The organism is Parasphingorhabdus sp. (genome assembly GCF_048269865.1).
In the GTDB taxonomy this organism is placed as follows: Bacteria; Pseudomonadota; Alphaproteobacteria; order Sphingomonadales; family Sphingomonadaceae; genus Parasphingorhabdus.
In genome coordinates this window covers 170,325-186,913 of record NZ_JBLWUA010000009.1, presented here as the reverse complement: position 1 = coordinate 186,913, position 16,589 = coordinate 170,325, and the positions used below count along the sequence as shown (strand labels likewise).

The following is a 16,589-nucleotide window of genomic DNA, read 5'->3' as shown; positions in this document are numbered from 1 at the left end:
ACCGCTCTGGAAGTCATGCCGTCGTTACATGTTTTAGGTAGATTGACAGGCCTCGCTCTCGGACATGCAACCAGTTCGAAGACACGCTTCGATGGTTGCGTGTTCGATATGAAAATGCTCTTCCAGCACGGCGCGAGCCTTGGCTTTCAGTGTCTCAAACTCCTCGAGCGAGCCGCCGACCGGGACGACATGTGCCTCCAATGCGCGATGATGTTCGCTGATCGACCAGACGTGGACGTGATGAAGATCGTCGACTCCATCCAGATCTTGCAGGGCAGTGACGATGCGGTCGAATTCAAGTTCGTCAGGAACGGCTCCCATCAATAACCTCACAGTGCGTGGCATGATCGAGATGCCTTGGTAGATGACATAGGCTGCAATCACCAAGGTCATGATCAAGTCGGCAATGTAGAGATCGAACAGGATAATAAGCGTGCCCGCGACAATCACACCGACAGATGCCAATGCATCCGAAACGTTGTGCAGGAATGCGGCCTTGATGTTCAGGCTGCTTTTCGAGCCGGAATGCACCATCACGGCGGTTATGACATCGACGACCAAGGCAACGCCCGCGACAATGACCACCGTCCAGCCTTCGACCGGCTGCGGTGATATGAAACGGTTCAACGCCTCAACAATAAGGTAGAAACCGACGATGATCAGTGTCGTGAGATTGATAAGCGCGGCGACAAGCTCCGCACGAGCATAGCCAAACGTCATCAGTTTGTCGGCCGGTCTTCGTCCGATCCGCCGCGCAAACAGCGCAAGACCAAGCGCCGCCGCATCGCTGAAATTGTGCAGAGCGTCCGCAATCAGCGAGAGCGAACCCGAGATTATCCCACCGACGATCTGAACAATAGTCAGACCGACATTGACGATGACCGCCCAGACAAGCCGGACATCGCTCATATTCTTGCTATCGTGATCGTGTCCCGCGCTCATTGGGCCTCTCCTTCACTGCTTTTTTCGCGCCGATGCACCAAAAGATAGAGTGCGGGCAGCACCAGCAACGTCAGTATGGTCGAGGTCAGAACACCTCCGATCACCACGGTGGCGAGCGGGCGTTGAACTTCCGATCCGGCGCCCACGTTTAACGCCATTGGCACGAAGCCGAGCGAAGCGACGAGCGCTGTCATCAGCACTGGCCGCAGACGCGTCAGGGCTCCGTGGCGGATTGCTTCGAACAAAGCTTCGCCGCGCTGGCGAAGATCGCTGATGAAGGACAACATCACAACGCCATTGAGAACCGCCACGCCGGACAGCGCTATGAAGCCGACACCTGCCGAAATGGAGAACGGAATATCCCTCAGGGCAAGTGCAGCAACGCCTCCGGTCAGCGCGAGCGGCACGCCTGTGAAAACGATACCCGCATCGCGCCATGACCTGAACAATGTGTATAGCAGGCCGAAGATCAGCAGCAGCACCAGCGGCACTACGATGGATAATCGGGTCGTGGCAGACTGCAGCTGTTCAAACGTCCCGCCATATTCGACGTAATAACCGCTGGGCAGTTCAACTTCGCTGTCCACACGGGCTTGCAAATCCTCGATGAAGCTTCCGAGATCGCGGTCGCGGACATTCGCAGTGATCACCGCGCGCCGCTTCCCGTTTTCGCGGCTGATCTGGTTCGGTCCGGCAGCCAGCGTGATATCCGCAAGTTCTCCCAACGGAACGGATGCGCCGTTCGCCAGTGGCACGGGCAGGTTGCTCAGCCGGTCAATATCGGTGCGCAGGTCTTCGGGTAGGCGCACGACCACCGGGAAGCGCCGGTCGCCATCGAATATCTGGCCAGCCTGCTGCCCGCCGGTGGCGGTTGCAACGATATCCTGCACGGTGACCATATTCACGCCGTAGCTAGCAAGCATGTCACGGCGCGGAACGATCGACAGCACCGGCAGTCCGGTAACCTGCTCAAGCTTCACATCGGCAGCACCAGGAATGCTTCCAACGATTTCCTCGAGGTCCTGCCCGCTGGCGATAAGCTGATCGAGATCGTCGCCGAACAGTTTGACCGCGACATCGGCGCGAACGCCCGCGATTAATTCGTTCATCCGCATCTGGACGGGCTGTGTGAATTCATAATTGTTGCCCGGAATCAGCTCGACCGCCTCGTTGAGTTCATCCACAAGCTGTTCACGCGGTTTTCGCGGATCGGGCCATTCTGCGCGCGGTTTGAGCATGATGAAATTGTCGGCGACCGATGGCGGCATCGGATCAGTCGCCACATCGGGCGTGCCGATTTTGGCGAAGACCCGTTCCACCTCGGGGAATTGCCGGATGCGCTCTTCCAGCGCTTCTTGCATCTGGATTGATTGCGACAGGCTGGTGCCAGGTATGCGTAAGGCATGCATGGCGATGTCGCCTTCGTCGAGCTCGGGAATAAACTCGGACCCTAAGCGCGTTGCGCCAAAGCCCGCGATTACAACAAGCAGAACCGCACCTGCGAGAACGGGCTTGGGCCGAGAGAGCACCTTGCCAAGCAGCGGAGCATAACCATTCGAGATCCAGCGCATCAGCCGGTTCTCTTTCTCCTCCACCTTGCCGGTCACGAACATCGCCACAGCAGCCGGAACGAGAGTCAGCGACAGGATCATCGCGGCTGTCAAAGCCAGCACGACGGTGATCGCCATGGGATGGAAGGTTTTGCCTTCGATCCCTTCGAGCGCGAAGATCGGCAGATAGACGACGGTGATAATGATGACGCCGAAAATACTCGGCCTGATGACTTCAGCACTGGCCGAGGCCACGAGACCGAAGCGTTCATCGCGATCGAGCAGCCGCCCGAGACGTTTTTGCTGTTCGCCAAGTCTTCGCAGGCAATTTTCGACGATGATCACTGCGCCATCGACGATCAATCCAAAATCGAGCGCGCCCAGGCTCATCAAATTGGCAGAAGTCCGAGTGGCCAGCATGCCTGACAGGGTCATCAGCATTGCCACGGGGATGACCGCAGCGGTGATCAGGGCCGCACGGAAATTGCCCAGCAACAGGAACAGCACGACGATGACGAGCAACGCGCCCTCGGCAAGATTCTTTTCGACCGTGACGATCGTGCGATCGACCAGTTCGGTGCGGTCGTAGAGCGGATGCGCGATAATGCCTTGGGGAAGCGTGGCGGTAATTTGCTCAAGCCGATCCGCAGAAGCTTGCGCCACAACTCTGGGGTTCTCGCCTGTCAGCATCAGCACCGTACCGAGCACGATTTCGCGGCCGTTTTCGGTTGCTGCACCTGACCTGAGTTCGGCGCCGATGGAAATCTCCGCCACATCCGCCACGCGGATCGGAACGCCGCCGCGCGTTGCCACGATGATGCTGCCGAGATCGGCTTCGTTCGACGCCTGACCCGGCACACGGATCAGGATCTGTTCGCCGCCGCGCTCGACATAGCCAGCGCCCCTGTTGGCGTTGTTGCGTTCGAGCGCTTCGACCACGTCCGATAGCGAGAGGCCCAGCGCGGCAAGTTGCATCGGGTCCGGCGTAACATGATACTGCCGTTCGTAGCCGCCGACCGTATTGACCTCAGCGACACCGGGAATGGTCCGGAGCTGCGGCCGCACGACCCAATCGGACAATGTCCGCAAATCGGTCGGCGTCCACTCGCTGCCATCGGGCTTGCGCGCACCAGGCTCCGGCTCGATTGCATACATAAAAATTTCACCCAGACCGGTGGCAATTGGCCCCATCTGCGGCTCAATGCCTTCGGGAAGTTGGTTTTTGACTTGCTGGATGCGTTCGTTGACGAGCTGCCGGGCGAAATAGATGTCGGTCCCGTCTTCAAACACAACCGTCACTTGGCTTAGGCCATAGCGTGAGATGGAGCGGGTGTATTCGAGGTTCGGAATACCCGCGATGGCGGTCTCGACCGGAAATGTGATACGCTGCTCGGATTCGAGCGGCGAATAGCCTTCAGCCTCGGTGTTAATCTGCACCTGGACATTGGTGATGTCCGGCACAGCATCAATCGGCAGGCGCAACGCGCTCCACACGCCGAGCGCGCAAAGCAGCAGCACGATAGCGAGGACAAACCAGCGCTGGCGGATCGATAGTCCGACGATATTTTCAAGCATGAGCTGTCCCTCCCTTAATGATCATGGCTCGCGCCGGACTTTTCGACGTCCGCACGCACAAGGAAGGAGCCTTCGGTGACATAAGGCGTCCCGGGTTCAATGCCCGAGAGGACTTCGGTATACTCGGCACCCCGGCGCCCCAATTGGAGCATCCGCACTTCATATTCATCGCCATATCTGGCGTAGACCACCTGGAAGTCCCTGAAGGGCTGGATCGCCTCGGTGCGAACCGCCAGCGGTACAGTTTCCGCGTTGATGATGACTCGCCCGCGCATGGTCATGCCGGGCCTGATCCACCCCCCGCGATTGGGGATGGCCGCGCGCACCAGAGCCGTTCCGACCTGAGGATTGCCCTCGGCCAGATACTGGCCAAGCGTGGTTGCACCGACTGCCCGCCCGTCCTGCGACTGGACCTCGACCCGCATGCCTGGCCGGATGATCCCAAGATCGCGCGGAAAGATATTGAAGACCACCGTCGTCGCTGACGGATTGGTAATGACATAGAGCGGGGCGTCATGCGTCATGTCGCCGGGGTTTCCGCCCCGTTCGGCCACGACCCCGCTTACCGTCGAATAGACCGGATAGGTTTGTAGGCTCTCGGAGGACTCGATCCGGGCGAGCAGCTCGCCGCTGCGCACGGTGTCACCGACTTGTTTGGTTACCGAGATCACGCGTCCAGGAAACTGGCCGCGGATTTCGGATCGTGCTGACGGGTTGAGTTCGACCGTTCCGAAGAGCTCGCGCGTATCACCAATCGTTGCTGGCCCGGCAGTGGCGATTGCGATTCCGCCCTGCTCGGCAGCTTCTGGCGTGATTGTCGTGCGGCCTTCATGGTTTTCATACGTCCAGCGGCTGCGCTTTCCGTCAACCGATGCGACAACTTCGACATCAAAGCTGTGCGGTTCTTCGACGATGCCTGCACCAGCCAGAAAATCATCCTGCGCAGTAAAGGTGAATCGATCGACTTTCCCGCCGAGGCGCGACAGCGTAATCTGAAGATTGACCTTGGCGGGATCGAGCTCCTCGCCTTGCCAGTAGGGATAGACGCGAAACTGCGGCTCTTGCCCGGTTTCAAATATGGTGATTTCAAGCCCGAGATCGCCATCGGTCAGCAGCCTGCCGCCATGCGGACCTTCAGGTGCTTCGGCGCTCTCGCTGTGTTCTGCTTCGGTGCCATCGGGCGCTGGACTGCAGCCAGCGAGCGGGAGGAGAATAAGCGCGAAGGGAACGCAGCGTGCAAAAATTTTCTTGATCATGGGAGAGTCTCCGCAGCCACGTCAAAGCGGCCGGTCAGTCGATCGATTTCGGATTGGGCGTCGCGGAACATCGTCATCGCATCGGCCCATTGTTGCTGGACTTGGATGATCGTGTCAGCGGCGTCCTGGACATCGGAAAAGCGGAAGCCTCCGCGATTGTAGCCTTCGCGGACCTGTTCAAGTGTCCGGACAGCTTGCGGATAGACTTGATGCATCAGCCCATCTGCCCGTCTCGCAGCAGCGCTGGCTTCGGCTCGCAAAGCCGCCAGTCGGCGCAATCGCGCGAGGCGGTCGGCTTCCGCTTCGGCCTCCAACCGCCGGCGTTCAGCGCGCGCACGGTCGATATTGCCTTCATTGCGATCAAACCGGCCCAGCGGGATGGAAATGCCTGCGACAAGGGCGACATCGTTGGTTTCCCGCAAAAAACGGACGCCGCCGCCGATTGTGTAATCCTGAGTGGCGCGTGATTGCTCAAGCACCACTTCCGCGCTGGCTTGCGCTACGGCTGCATCGCGAACATTCGCATCAGCCTGCGCCAGTTCGCCTTGCAAGCTGGCCAGTCTCTCTATGCCATCTGACACCTCAAGCCCGTCGCCCTCTCCGCCCCAGAAAGAGGCGAGCAGATTGCGGGCGGCGGCTGATCGGGCCTCAGCCTGTTCAAGCGCGAGTTCAGCCGAAGTGACACGCGCTGCAGCCTGTGTTTCGACAAACAGAGGGTCTCGGTAACCGCGAACGCGGCGCAGGGCTTCCGTTTGCATTTCGCGTTCCGTCTCGAGCCGACGCTCGGCTATCCAGACCATTTGGTCAGCAATTTGAATGTCGATGAAGGCGCGCTGCACTTGCTGCGCCAGCTCCAGCCGCGCCAGGCGAGCTTCTGCCTGAGCAAGGTCGAGGCCGCGCGACGCGTATCCCAGCCTGGCTTCTCGCTTGCCGCCGCGCTCGATGCGCTGCTCGTAGGTCACTGTGACTTCAGGTTGTTCCAGCACGCTGAACCCGCCGCTGCCGACGAAATTTTCGGCCTCGACCGACACAGTGGGGTTGGGGCGCACGTCGGCCTGGCGGATTTCGGCGCGCGCGGCATCGACTGTCGCCTGTCCTGCGACCATTTCAGGAGCGGAGGCCACGGCCCTGTCGACCGCTTCGTCAAGTGTCAGCTGCTGCGCCGCAAGTGTTGCTGGCCACAGCCCCGCGACCCCGGCAAGCAGGGAAGCGCAAATTATCGATTTCATGGGGAATCATCCCTTGGCAAATTGCTTCAGAGCGCGCGATCAGGCCGCGCGCGGTGCGAACAATCAGGCCTTGGGAGGGGTTAGTGGCGGTGCACGCGTAGTTGAGCCAAGCGGGAACGTCTTCGACGGCACCAGACGGGCGCTAGCAAAGTTGTGCGTCGATGTCAGTTTGCCGAGATTGGACGCTGCGGCACTTGGACAATGGTGATGGCAGCCGTGCTGGTCGCCCTTGGTAGAATCCTCCGAACCGCCATCGTCATCGTCACTTTGGGCGTGATGCTCGCTGGCATGCGTGGGATCATTTTCATGCGCCTCCGATGGCCCGGCATGGATGCCGGAAACCAGTATCGCCATCGCGGCGAAGAGAGTGAAAACAAAACGCATGGCGGGCGAGTAGCGAAGAAGGCTTGAAGTTAAAAGCATTATTGTTTCTCGGCCAATGTCGCTTTGCGCTGCCCGACAAAGGAATAGGCAGATCCTGCGAGGTGTTCTTCAAACCATACTTGGCTGGCCGCGTTTCGGGCAGCGACCCACGGTTTGAAGTCCTCGTAGTCGCGGGAAACGCCGAAGGGCTTTGTCACCAAGATGCCGATTTGCAGCACCCATAGTGGCCAGTTTTCGGGATGCTTCAGTCCCAGCAGACCGATGCGCCCGTCCGGCCGCAGCGAAGCAACGGCCCGCTCGATGATGGCCGGGTAAGTGGGCACCATTTCGAGCCCAAACGTGCTGATAATGGCATCGACTTTTGGCGGAAATCGAAACTCGTTCACATCCATCTGGACGATTTCGACGTTCGTCAGGCCCAGCCTCTCCGCGCGCTCTTTTGCCTTGGTTAGCATCCCTTCCGAAAGATCGACGAGAGTGAGCTTACCTTGGGCTCCAAGTTTCTCTGCAAGATAGGGAAGGTTCGCACCTGTTCCCGCGCACAGGTCGATGACATGGTCGCCGGGCCTGATCTGCAAATTCGCTACAAGCTGCGAGCGCCATCGGTTGGTTCCCACCGCATTGAAGGCCTTGAGGCAGAGATCATAGACCCCCGCGATCCGGTTATAGAGTTTCCTCGTCTCCGCACTGCTCAGGACACTCATTGTACGTTCTCGCCAGCATCGGGCGACGTGTTTTCAATTTTTGCTGATAGATCGGCGGGGATTTCCATCGGTGCAAAGGCGCTGACATTGGAGCGACCAGTATTGCCGATCGGCAAGCGTCCCGATGCATTGCCCAGTGGCGCGAGCAGCAGCCGGAGAATTTGTCCGCGCAGTTCCCGCCAGTCGCGCAGCTCGATAGCGAAGCCCAGCATCGACAAGTGGCAGCGAAAGTGCGCCGCAAGGTAGGGCTGGCCAATAATGTGCTCGCGTTCCAGCGCGGCCCAGGCCGCTGAGACCTCGCCTATTCGTCGGGCCTCACCGAACGCCTCACGTTCTTGTCGTAGCAGCTCTTCAACTCGGGTATTTGCCCGCATCATCTGTAACTCCTGTGCTTGACAGACCATCGGCTTGACCAGCGTTCGGGTAATCATTTCCGAGGCTGGTCGGGCTCAATTCCTGTCCTGATGACAAGCCCTGCACCTTGTAGTAACTACAAGGTCAAGCAAGTTTTCTGTATCGGAGAGCAGATGAGAATTGGCGAAGCAGGACGTGCGACTGGCACCAAGTCCGAAACCATCCGCTATTACGAGAGGGAGGGGCTGCTGCCTCCGCCGCCGAGGACATCGTCCAATTATCGCGATTACGGGCCGGACGAAATTTCGCGCCTCCGCTTCATAAAGCGTTCGCGCAAACTTGGCTTTTCGATGTCTCAGGTAAAGGAGCTTATGGCGATGGCGGATGATCCCGACCAGCCTTGTGAAACGGTCGACAAGATCGCCAGCGCCCAATTGCGCGAAGTTGAAGCAAAGCTGACCGATCTCAGAGCACTTCGAAAAGAGCTCACCAAAGTGGTCGAGAGTTGCAAACACGGCACTGTTGCCGAGTGCAGAGTGATCGAGGTGCTCGCCGGGAGCGGTGCTGGCCGCTAACTGGCCGATACACTATTTCGACCACAAGATGATTGTAACGACGCTTTGCTTAGGCGCTTGATCGAGCCGACGTGTTGCTCAAGCTGCCCTATCGAGGATCGCTATGTCTGTTCCATCGAGCAAATTCGCGATCTTGCCCGACACCCTGTCGACTGCGAGGCGCAGCGCTTCATCGAGGTGGACGTAGTTTTGGGTCGATCCGCGCGCGCCGTGCCCTAGCAGCGCTTTGATGGTCAGTTCCGAGAAACCCATGTCGCCTGCAACGCTGCCAAACGTATGGCGGAGCACATGCGGAGTAACGCCTTCAATCCCGGCAATCGTGCAGAGTGCGCGGAGTACTTCAGGAACGCCGGAGTACGGCTGGTCGACGAAGTCAGAGGCAAAGAAAAGCGGCAGCGCGCGCTTTTTTGGAACGGATTCGAGAACAGCAATTGCGGCTTTGCCAATCGCACGGATCTGGCCGTCTGTCTTGGTGTCGGGGAAATGAACGATGCCCTTGTCGGTGTTGAGCCAATTGCGCTGCATGCCAATAACTTCGGAGATTCTGTAGCCCGTGAGCAAAAGGACCTGAATGGCGGCCAGACCGGTCGGGTTTTCACCATTGCGTTCGGCCACAGTAATTGCCTTGCCCAGCGCGCGGATTTCGACAGCGCTCAAACGCCGGGTGCGCGGTTTGCCAGCGATCTTGCGGACTCCGGCAGCGGGATTGTTCTCGACGATATCGTATCGCATCGCATGGGCCAGCAGCGCGTGAAGAGTAGAAACGGCTCGGCCCGCTACGCCTGGGCCACCGGTTGTCCGCCCACCACGACCGCTATTTCCCTTCGGCTTGGCGGTTCGGCCGGCAACGATATCCATCTGCATCTTTTCGATGTCCGACATCCGGAGCGAGCGGACCTGGCGGTTGCCGATGAGCGGCTTGATGTGGGTTTCGATGCGGCTGCGATCCATGGCGAGTGTCGACGCCTTGATTGGCCGATGCTTGCGGCCGAGAAGTTTGCCGGACTCGGCATTTTCCAGATACCAGTCACAAACTTCGCGGATCGTGATCGCGGCGCGCGACTTTGCACGTTCTTCTGCCGGATCGTTGCCCCCGGCCACCGCGCCAAGTTTCATGATCGCCTGCTTGCGCGCCTGTTCGACGGTGAGGACCCCATAGCGTCCGAGGACGATGCGCCTGCTGCGCCCCTCGTCATTGCGATACTGGAGAACAAAGACCTTCAGGCCGGATGGCATTGCCCGGACACCGAAGCCGCGAAGTTCGTCATCCCAGAGAAATGCCTGTCCCTTGGCGGGGATTGCCATGCTGTCGACGCTTCGCTTTGTGAGCTTGCCCATACCGTTCGTCCTTTCGGACAATTTGCTTACACAAGCCGTTCCGGTTGGCAATGTAAGCACATTGTAAGCGAGCGAAGAGAAAATCTAGCGTAATGACGGATGGCTCTGGCGTAGTTTTTGTCTGGAAAGATTACTACATTACAGCATGATATCGGCCTTTGGCGTTATCTGGCGTAGACACGGCTAAGCTGCTCAGACATTTTGCCAAGGTTGGGGTCGAGAGTTCGAATCTCTTCGCCCGCTCCATTTTTACCACGTGGATTAAATAAATTATGCAGGTCGCGACGGCGGGAAGTCTGCTTCCCCGCCCCACTTTCTGCATCGGGGAAGCAGTTGGCAGCGTTTCATGGCGCGGATTTGGCCGTGCATGGCGGCAATTTCTAGAAATGAAACCAAATTCCAAGGGTACTCTGCACCACAAAGTTGATGCAAAGGAAACAAATCTTCGAAGCCTTCCGCGCACTTTTCGGTCGTTTGATTGGTTGAAATGCTTCGCTGAAAGCATGCCGCACATTTCCGGATTTCGCGTGCCCTACTCAGTGAATGGAAGTGGAACGGTGAACGAACCTGCTGCGCGAGAGTGGTTATGAACCGTGGTCGCGCTACTCGGTTGCGGAAAGCGCCGACACGCGTCCTGAACTACGCTTCGCTCTACTGCGCCATGATCGCTCCTGCGACGACGCCGGACGAGCCAGACAGGGGATGAAATAAATGCAAACAAGGATCGCTGTCGGCATTTCTCTGCTGCGGAAGCAGACTTGACGGGCTTTTGGTTCCCCTAAGACCGGATCACGACGGACTCGCTGCTTTCAAACGATAGAAAATTCCGCTCTCATCCTGACCCGTCAGTTCCAATATACCACTAACGATATGTATCTTTCTTTCATCGGTAGGAAAGGGGATGTCTGCCAGCACTTCGATGAACTGGTTCGGCATAGCGTGAAAATGGAAAGGGCATCCCGGGGGATAGGCAAGCAGCACGAATCTTTTCTGCCGCGCACCGTTCTCCAAGGGAGTCATCCAGCCAGCGACCTTTATCCGCTTTCCTGCAAGGGACTTTACCGCCGGTGAAAACAACGGTTTCGAATAGATATAGCCGTCCTTGCCGACTCGTGTTTTCTCTTTTGTTGATTCCAGAACAGCCCAGGATGTCCCGCCTTTCGGTGTCGCGGCAGGTTTCCATACGTCTGCTGTGGGCGCCTTGCCGCCATTTTGCATCGCGGAGGATGCTGGCACAGCGGGCAGGAATGAGGCTGAAGCAAGGGCGACGGCGTAAAGGATTTTCATCGAGTTCCTCATGATGTTCGCGCGAGTGTATTGGCGAGGTTGATGCGGAAGATGCGCGCGGCGGGAACGAGCGCGGCGATGATCCCGATCAAGAGCACCGTTGCGATGATCGCAAATTCGGCGGGGAAGAAGTGGGTTGCACTCAATCCGAGATCACTCAATGTCTTGAAACTGCGGCTTGCTAGCAAAAGCGCCACATGCGCGCCGACAACACCCAGAGCAGCCCCTGCCGCCGCTGTCATCAGGCCCTCGAGCAATATCGTACCAAATACCTGAAGCTTGCTGGCACCCATGACTCGCAACAGGGCAAGATCTCCCTCCCGTGCGCGTGCCATATTGAGCAAGGCAATGAATATGGCGAGGCCACCGGTCGCCGCGAGTATCCAGGCGAATATCCGCGCGCCCTCGATCCCGGCACCAAACAGGGACAGCAGGCGGGCTGTTTCCGTTGCCGGGGATGCGGCCTGCATTGCGGTCTGGCGGTTGATTATCGCGGGGAGGCGCATCGCGCCCGACGCATTGCGATAGCGTACCAATATCGCGGTTATTTCCGGTTCCATATGCCCCTGTGCGGACGGGGCGTGCTCATGTTCGTCGGGGTGACCGGATTCATGTCCATGGCCAGCGGTCTTGTGATCTGCATCGTCCGGTTCATGGTCATGCTCAATGCCGTGCACGTCCCAGACACTCTCGACCGACGTCAGGATCAGCCGGTCGATGACACCGCCTGTCGGTGCCAGTATACCGACGGTGGTAAAGGGGGTGTGATCGTGGCCCTGTCCGTCGCCTTCGTCCGTTTCAAGGCCGTGGCTGCCAATGAACTGTTGCCCCAGCTTCGCACCGGTTATTTTCGCCACCGAAGCCCCCAGAACCGCGTCCATCGGTCTTGCGAACATTTTGCCCTGCGCGATTTCAGCACCATATAGGCGTGCATAGCTTGCCTCCGTTCCAACAATTCGGAAGCCGTCAAAATTATCCCCGAGCGCCAAGGGAATGGCTTCTTTGACGGCTGGATCGCGCCGCAATAAATCAAGGCTGTCGAGAGGAATATTGCCGGTCGGTTGGTCAACGTGGAAAATGCTTGAAAGAATAAGCTGCAGCGGTGATCCCTTGGCGCCGACCACCAGATCAACATTTTCTGCGTCCCGGTCCAGGCGGCTTGAAAACTGATCGGCAAACTGCACCAGCAAAACCAGCATCGCGACAGAAATACTCAGTAACAGGACATTGAGCGCGGTGGTAAGGCTGCGATCCCGGAGATAGGCAAGTGCAAGTCTGAACATCGGGTCAGGCCACCATTGCCATATGTTCGGTCAGACTGATCCGATTGGGGAAAAGCGGGTTGAGCCGGTCGTCATGAGTGGCAATCAGCAATGTGACTCCATAGTCTGCCGCGCATTCCAGCAGGAGATCTGCGACCTGTTGCGCATTGCTTTTATCAAGGGAAGATGTCGGTTCGTCCGCGATCAGCAGCCGCGGCCGGGTAACCAGCGCCCTGGCGATTGCCGCCCGTTGTGCTTCGCCCTGGCTCATTTCATGCGGTTTTGCCTGGGCCCGATGATCAATGCCGAGCCGTTCTAGTAGAGAATTGATCAGGGGGACGTCGGTGGAGCCCCGGGCGAGCCGCTGGGCCAGCAAAAGATTGGCGGATAAATCCAGTGCCGAGACCAGGCGCAACGTCTGGAAAACAATCCCGATATTCTCACGGCGGATTTTATCGCGTCCGCTCTCAGAAGCAGCAGCGATATCTTGGCCCACTACTTTGATCACGCCATGATCGGCAGCCAACAACCCGCAGATCAGATTGATGAGGGTTGTCTTCCCCGATCCCGACGGCCCCACCAGAAGATGGTGGCTTCGTGCCTCTACCGAGAGCGAAAAGCCGTCAAAAATAGGCTTTCCCTTGATAGCATAGCCCAGATTTTCGATTTCGATTAACATGGAGCTAGCGATAGGTCGTCCTGTCGGCTGGCAAATCGCCGGTTCTGGCCGGGCTGGTCTTGGAGGCAGCCTCCTGCTCATTTGTTGCCTGCTTTTCAGGCGCTATTTGTTTAGTTGGCGGATTGACTCTGTTCGGTTCGTCCGCAACCGGCGTCTCCAACTGCGTTGGATTTGGCCTGGTCTGGTCGGGCGTGGCGTTTTGATTTCGGTCGACAGAGCCGGATTGCATCATCTGGAACGGGCTAAAGCGGTGCATGCCAAATCCGCCGTCAAGATTGCACGCATGCAAGGGAACGCCAGAGCTCAGGGTTGCTGCAAAAAGAATGAAGTGACGCGCCGACATTGATGTTATGTTACATCATATCGTTATTCTTTTCAAGAGGAATTGGTCGAGCCAAGGTCAGCAGAATATCTTTGCTACCTGCGGCAATTCTGGCACCTTCCCGCCGTTTCCAGACATATTTCTCTGATCCGGAAATCCTTACTTTGGCAAACGTGCGTCAAGCCTTCAACAAAGTCTGGGCATTCCAGCAGTTTGAATTCATCACATATGCTGCAAATGGCGATTAGATCGGTCTCGGCAGATATAGCGACGAATGCATTGCGAGCGTTGATACGCCTTGCTTTGTTTTTTGCGATCAGGCGTTCCAGTGCCCGATAAACTTGCGCCGGCGCGACCTTCGGCAGCCTCTCCGCTATCTGATAGGCACCAATAGGCTTTGTGCACTGGAGCAGGATTTCCTCGACCTGCCGATCGACAACAAAGGCTTTCCGGCGGCTCAATTCCGGCTGCCAGATGCAACTGCGGACCGCGTACGCCGTTTCCAGTTGGAAATATGAGCCAGAATCACGCCGGTGGCACCCAGCATTGTTAATATGACTTCGGCTTGGTGATATTTGTCGGTCAGGGCGATCGCCATGAGCAAAAGCCCTATTGTCCCGATTGCCAGCGGCGCGAACGACCTGTGCTGCCTTGCGCCATATATCAGTGAGGCCAGGCTCAAAGGCAAGGCCATCACGAGAGCATAAGCATGGAATGCGTCAGGCAAGGCCATAATGTCCGCAAGCACGGGGACGACAACGAAAAGTATCGGAAGCCCGATGCAATGAACAACGCACAGACCGGACAGAAACAGGGCGGACGTTTCGATCCGATTGGCATAGTGCGGCGGCATGATCATATTTTCCTTGCGGATTCAGAAACCCGAATCTAATTGATTAATGATATGATACAACATTACATAAATCGCAAGAGGTCAGTTTTATGAGTTCCGCTCACAGCCCGCTTTTACCCGTTACCGTTCTCTCCGGCTTTCTCGGAGCCGGCAAAACAACGCTGCTGAACCACATTCTCGGCAACCGCGACGGCAAACGGGTGGCGGTTATCGTGAACGATATGTCGGAGGTAAATATCGATGCGGATCTGGTGCGTGGTGGAGAGGCCGCTTTGTCGCGATCCGAAGAAACCCTGGTTGAAATGACCAATGGCTGCATCTGCTGTACCCTGCGGGATGATCTGCTTCTGGAAGTACGCAAGCTGTCCGAAGAGGGGCGTTTTGACTATCTTGTCATTGAAAGCACAGGGGTCTCCGAACCTTTGCCGGTGGCTGCCACATTCTCCTTTCGCGAAGAGGAAGGCCGGTGCCTGGGGGACGCCGCGAGACTGGATTGCATGGTCACCGTTGTGGATGCGATCAATCTTCTGAACGATTATTCCAGCCATGATTTCCTTGCGGATCGCGGCGAAACTGCAGGCGAAGGGGACGATCGTCGTCTGGTAAGCCTGCTGGTCGAACAGATCGAGTTTGCCGATGTCGTCCTCGTCAACAAGGCGAGCGAAGTCTCTGCAGCGCAGCTGGCAGTCGTCAAGCAGGTTGTGGCCTCGCTCAACGCTGATGCCAAGATCATCGAAACGGATTATGCCAGGGTCGATCTTGGCGCGATACTCGACACCGGCCTTTTCGATGAGGAAAAAGCGGAAATGCATCCTCTGTGGGCCAAGGAACTATATGATCATGACAGTCACCGCCCCGAGACCGAGGAATATGGCGTCGAGAGCTTTGTCTACCGCGCCCGCCGCCCGTTTCATCCTGCCCGTTTCTATGAATTCCTGACGCAGAACGGGCTCGATAATATCATCCGCGCCAAGGGTCATTTCTGGCTCGCTACGCGCCCTAATTTTCTGGGAGAACTGGCGGTAGCCGGGAGCCAGACTGTCACCGCACGCCTCGGACGCTGGTGGGCTGCCGTTCCCAGGCACCAATGGCCGGAAGAGAAGAGTTTCGAGAAATCTGTGGTGAAGCACTGGGATCCAATCTGGGGCGACCGGCGTCAGGAACTGGTGTTTATCGGTGTTGGCATGGACGAAGCGCGCATCCGCCGGGAGCTGGATGACTGCCTGGTTGCCAGCGATGAATTTACGCCTGAAAAATGGTCGGCCTTGCCCGATCCCTTCCCGGCCTGGGAAGCGCAACAACCTGTTCTGGAGTCGATCGAATGATCGGGGACACGAAAAACCGTTCCGTCGCGTTGATCGCAGAAAATATCGGCGCCCTCGACGCGATCCGCGATGATCAAATCTCGATCGCCCTCTGGCAACGCGAACCGGTCATTGATTCAGCGAGCCTCGATCTGGATGGCATTGCCGATATCCGTCTTACCGCGAATATCGACGAATTGTCCGATGCGCTCAACGATGCGCTGGCCGACGCGGGCTATGCTAGAAGCCGTTCCCTAACGGCGCTGCAGAATGACATAGAGAGTCTCGCCCATGGCTTCGCCGACATCATGAAAACCGATGTTGTGGAAATCCGGCTCGAACATGTTACCACAAACGCCTGCAAGAAATTTCACGCCGATTATGTCACAGCGCGACTGATCACGACTTATTCGGGCCAGGGCACGCAATGGCTTGACGGCGATGATGGCGCAGATTGTGGTTGCGGTGAACCGCACCATATCCAGCAGATGCGGGCAGGTGATGTCGCTCTCTTCAAGGGGCGTCTCTGGTCATCGGATGCTCCAGCCATACACCGCTCGCCACCCATTGAAGGGACTGGCGAGGAACGGTTGATGCTGGTGATCAATCCCGCATAATTGCAGGATGTGATTGAGCCGGTGCATGGAAGTTGGCGGAACATTCCAGAAGCTAGTCAAGACTTTGATCATAACCGAAAGCAGGATTCCAGTTTACCTATAACCACCATGGCGAAGTCGGTGAGGATTCTGATCTAATGCCGGGTATGTTCAATCCCGGCCATGATGCAATTAGAGTGGCTTTTCAGGGGAGTAGGTTCGAGACGTGGTTTTGCAACTTGCGCAAAAATTGGGTTGCGATATCGAGCCGCGCGCATCAATCTCCGTTGGAGATTGGCCAATCCGAATTCTTGAGAGCTCTAACCGCAGCTTGTAAAGCGCAACCGCAATTTCGCGATATTGCTGCACTGGAATCCAT

At 57.5% G+C, this 16,589-nt stretch carries 16 protein-coding genes; 3 read left to right on the top strand and 13 right to left on the bottom strand.

Translation table 11 applies throughout. The annotated features are described in order from the left end of the window. Nucleotides 1-33: 33 nt before the first annotated feature. From ACN0WW_RS13575 to ACN0WW_RS13545, 7 genes are all read right to left on the bottom strand, one after another. Entirely contained in the window at nt 34-942 is a 909-nt protein-coding gene (locus ACN0WW_RS13575; protein ID WP_417613396.1) for a cation diffusion facilitator family transporter, read from the bottom strand. Beyond that, nucleotides 939-4,067 (bottom strand): efflux RND transporter permease subunit, encoded by a 3,129-nt coding sequence (locus ACN0WW_RS13570; RefSeq protein WP_417613394.1) that lies wholly within the window; start codon nt 4,065-4,067, stop codon nt 939-941. The genes ACN0WW_RS13575 and ACN0WW_RS13570 overlap by 4 nt, the downstream gene beginning before the upstream one ends. Before the next feature lie 14 nt (nt 4,068-4,081). Beyond that, entirely contained in the window at nt 4,082-5,323 is a 1,242-nt protein-coding gene (locus ACN0WW_RS13565) for an efflux RND transporter periplasmic adaptor subunit (RefSeq protein ID WP_417613392.1), read from the bottom strand. After that, nucleotides 5,320-6,552 (bottom strand): TolC family protein, encoded by a 1,233-nt coding sequence (locus ACN0WW_RS13560; protein WP_417613390.1) that lies wholly within the window; start codon nt 6,550-6,552, stop codon nt 5,320-5,322. Before ACN0WW_RS13560 ends, ACN0WW_RS13565 begins: the two co-directional genes overlap by 4 nt. A 63-nt stretch (nt 6,553-6,615) precedes the next feature. Further along, nucleotides 6,616-6,975 (bottom strand): hypothetical protein, encoded by a 360-nt coding sequence (locus ACN0WW_RS13555; protein ID WP_417613388.1) that lies wholly within the window; start codon nt 6,973-6,975, stop codon nt 6,616-6,618. After that, nucleotides 6,975-7,640, bottom strand: a complete 666-nt coding sequence (locus tag ACN0WW_RS13550) for a class I SAM-dependent methyltransferase (protein ID WP_417613386.1) — start codon at nt 7,638-7,640, stop codon at nt 6,975-6,977. Before ACN0WW_RS13550 ends, ACN0WW_RS13555 begins: the two co-directional genes overlap by 1 nt. Further along, a complete protein-coding gene (locus ACN0WW_RS13545; protein WP_417613384.1) occupies nt 7,637-8,017 on the bottom strand; it encodes a DUF3703 domain-containing protein in 381 nt (126 codons plus the stop codon). Before ACN0WW_RS13545 ends, ACN0WW_RS13550 begins: the two co-directional genes overlap by 4 nt. A 150-nt stretch (nt 8,018-8,167) precedes the next feature. On the opposite strand from ACN0WW_RS13545, the gene ACN0WW_RS13540 reads away from it, so the two are divergent. Further along, a complete protein-coding gene (locus tag ACN0WW_RS13540) occupies nt 8,168-8,569 on the top strand; it encodes a MerR family transcriptional regulator (RefSeq protein WP_417613382.1) in 402 nt (133 codons plus the stop codon). Between the two features lie 78 nt (nt 8,570-8,647). On the opposite strand, the gene ACN0WW_RS13535 is transcribed toward ACN0WW_RS13540, so the two are convergent. The 6 genes from ACN0WW_RS13535 to ACN0WW_RS13510 all read right to left on the bottom strand — a co-directional run bounded on the left by ACN0WW_RS13535 (nt 8,648) and on the right by ACN0WW_RS13510 (nt 14,316). Beyond that, complete coding sequence (locus tag ACN0WW_RS13535) at nt 8,648-9,907, bottom strand: tyrosine-type recombinase/integrase (protein WP_417613380.1); 1,260 nt, start codon at nt 9,905-9,907, stop codon at nt 8,648-8,650. A 789-nt stretch (nt 9,908-10,696) separates the two neighbouring features. Next, nucleotides 10,697-11,125, bottom strand: coding sequence for a DUF3299 domain-containing protein (locus ACN0WW_RS13530; protein WP_417613378.1), 429 nt, complete (start codon nt 11,123-11,125; stop codon nt 10,697-10,699). A 77-nt stretch (nt 11,126-11,202) separates the two neighbouring features. Beyond that, complete coding sequence (locus ACN0WW_RS13525) at nt 11,203-12,477, bottom strand: ABC transporter permease (RefSeq protein ID WP_417613376.1); 1,275 nt, start codon at nt 12,475-12,477, stop codon at nt 11,203-11,205. 4 nt (nt 12,478-12,481) lie between these two features. Continuing rightward, a complete protein-coding gene (locus ACN0WW_RS13520; protein WP_417613374.1) occupies nt 12,482-13,135 on the bottom strand; it encodes an ABC transporter ATP-binding protein in 654 nt (217 codons plus the stop codon). A gap of 417 nt (nt 13,136-13,552) precedes the next feature. After that, nucleotides 13,553-13,918, bottom strand: coding sequence for a hypothetical protein (locus ACN0WW_RS13515; protein WP_417613372.1), 366 nt, complete (start codon nt 13,916-13,918; stop codon nt 13,553-13,555). Further along, a complete protein-coding gene (locus tag ACN0WW_RS13510) occupies nt 13,915-14,316 on the bottom strand; it encodes a MerC domain-containing protein (RefSeq protein WP_417613370.1) in 402 nt (133 codons plus the stop codon). The genes ACN0WW_RS13515 and ACN0WW_RS13510 overlap by 4 nt, the downstream gene beginning before the upstream one ends. Nucleotides 14,317-14,399: 83 nt before the next feature. On the opposite strand from ACN0WW_RS13510, the gene ACN0WW_RS13505 reads away from it, so the two are divergent. Together ACN0WW_RS13505 and ACN0WW_RS13500 are read left to right on the top strand one after the other, a co-directional pair. Then, a complete protein-coding gene (locus ACN0WW_RS13505; RefSeq protein ID WP_417613368.1) occupies nt 14,400-15,635 on the top strand; it encodes a GTP-binding protein in 1,236 nt (411 codons plus the stop codon). After that, nucleotides 15,632-16,231: a DUF1826 domain-containing protein gene (locus tag ACN0WW_RS13500; protein WP_417613366.1), complete on the top strand. Its 600-nt coding sequence runs from the start codon at nt 15,632-15,634 to the stop codon at nt 16,229-16,231. The genes ACN0WW_RS13505 and ACN0WW_RS13500 overlap by 4 nt, the downstream gene beginning before the upstream one ends. Nucleotides 16,232-16,589: the final 358 nt, after the last annotated feature.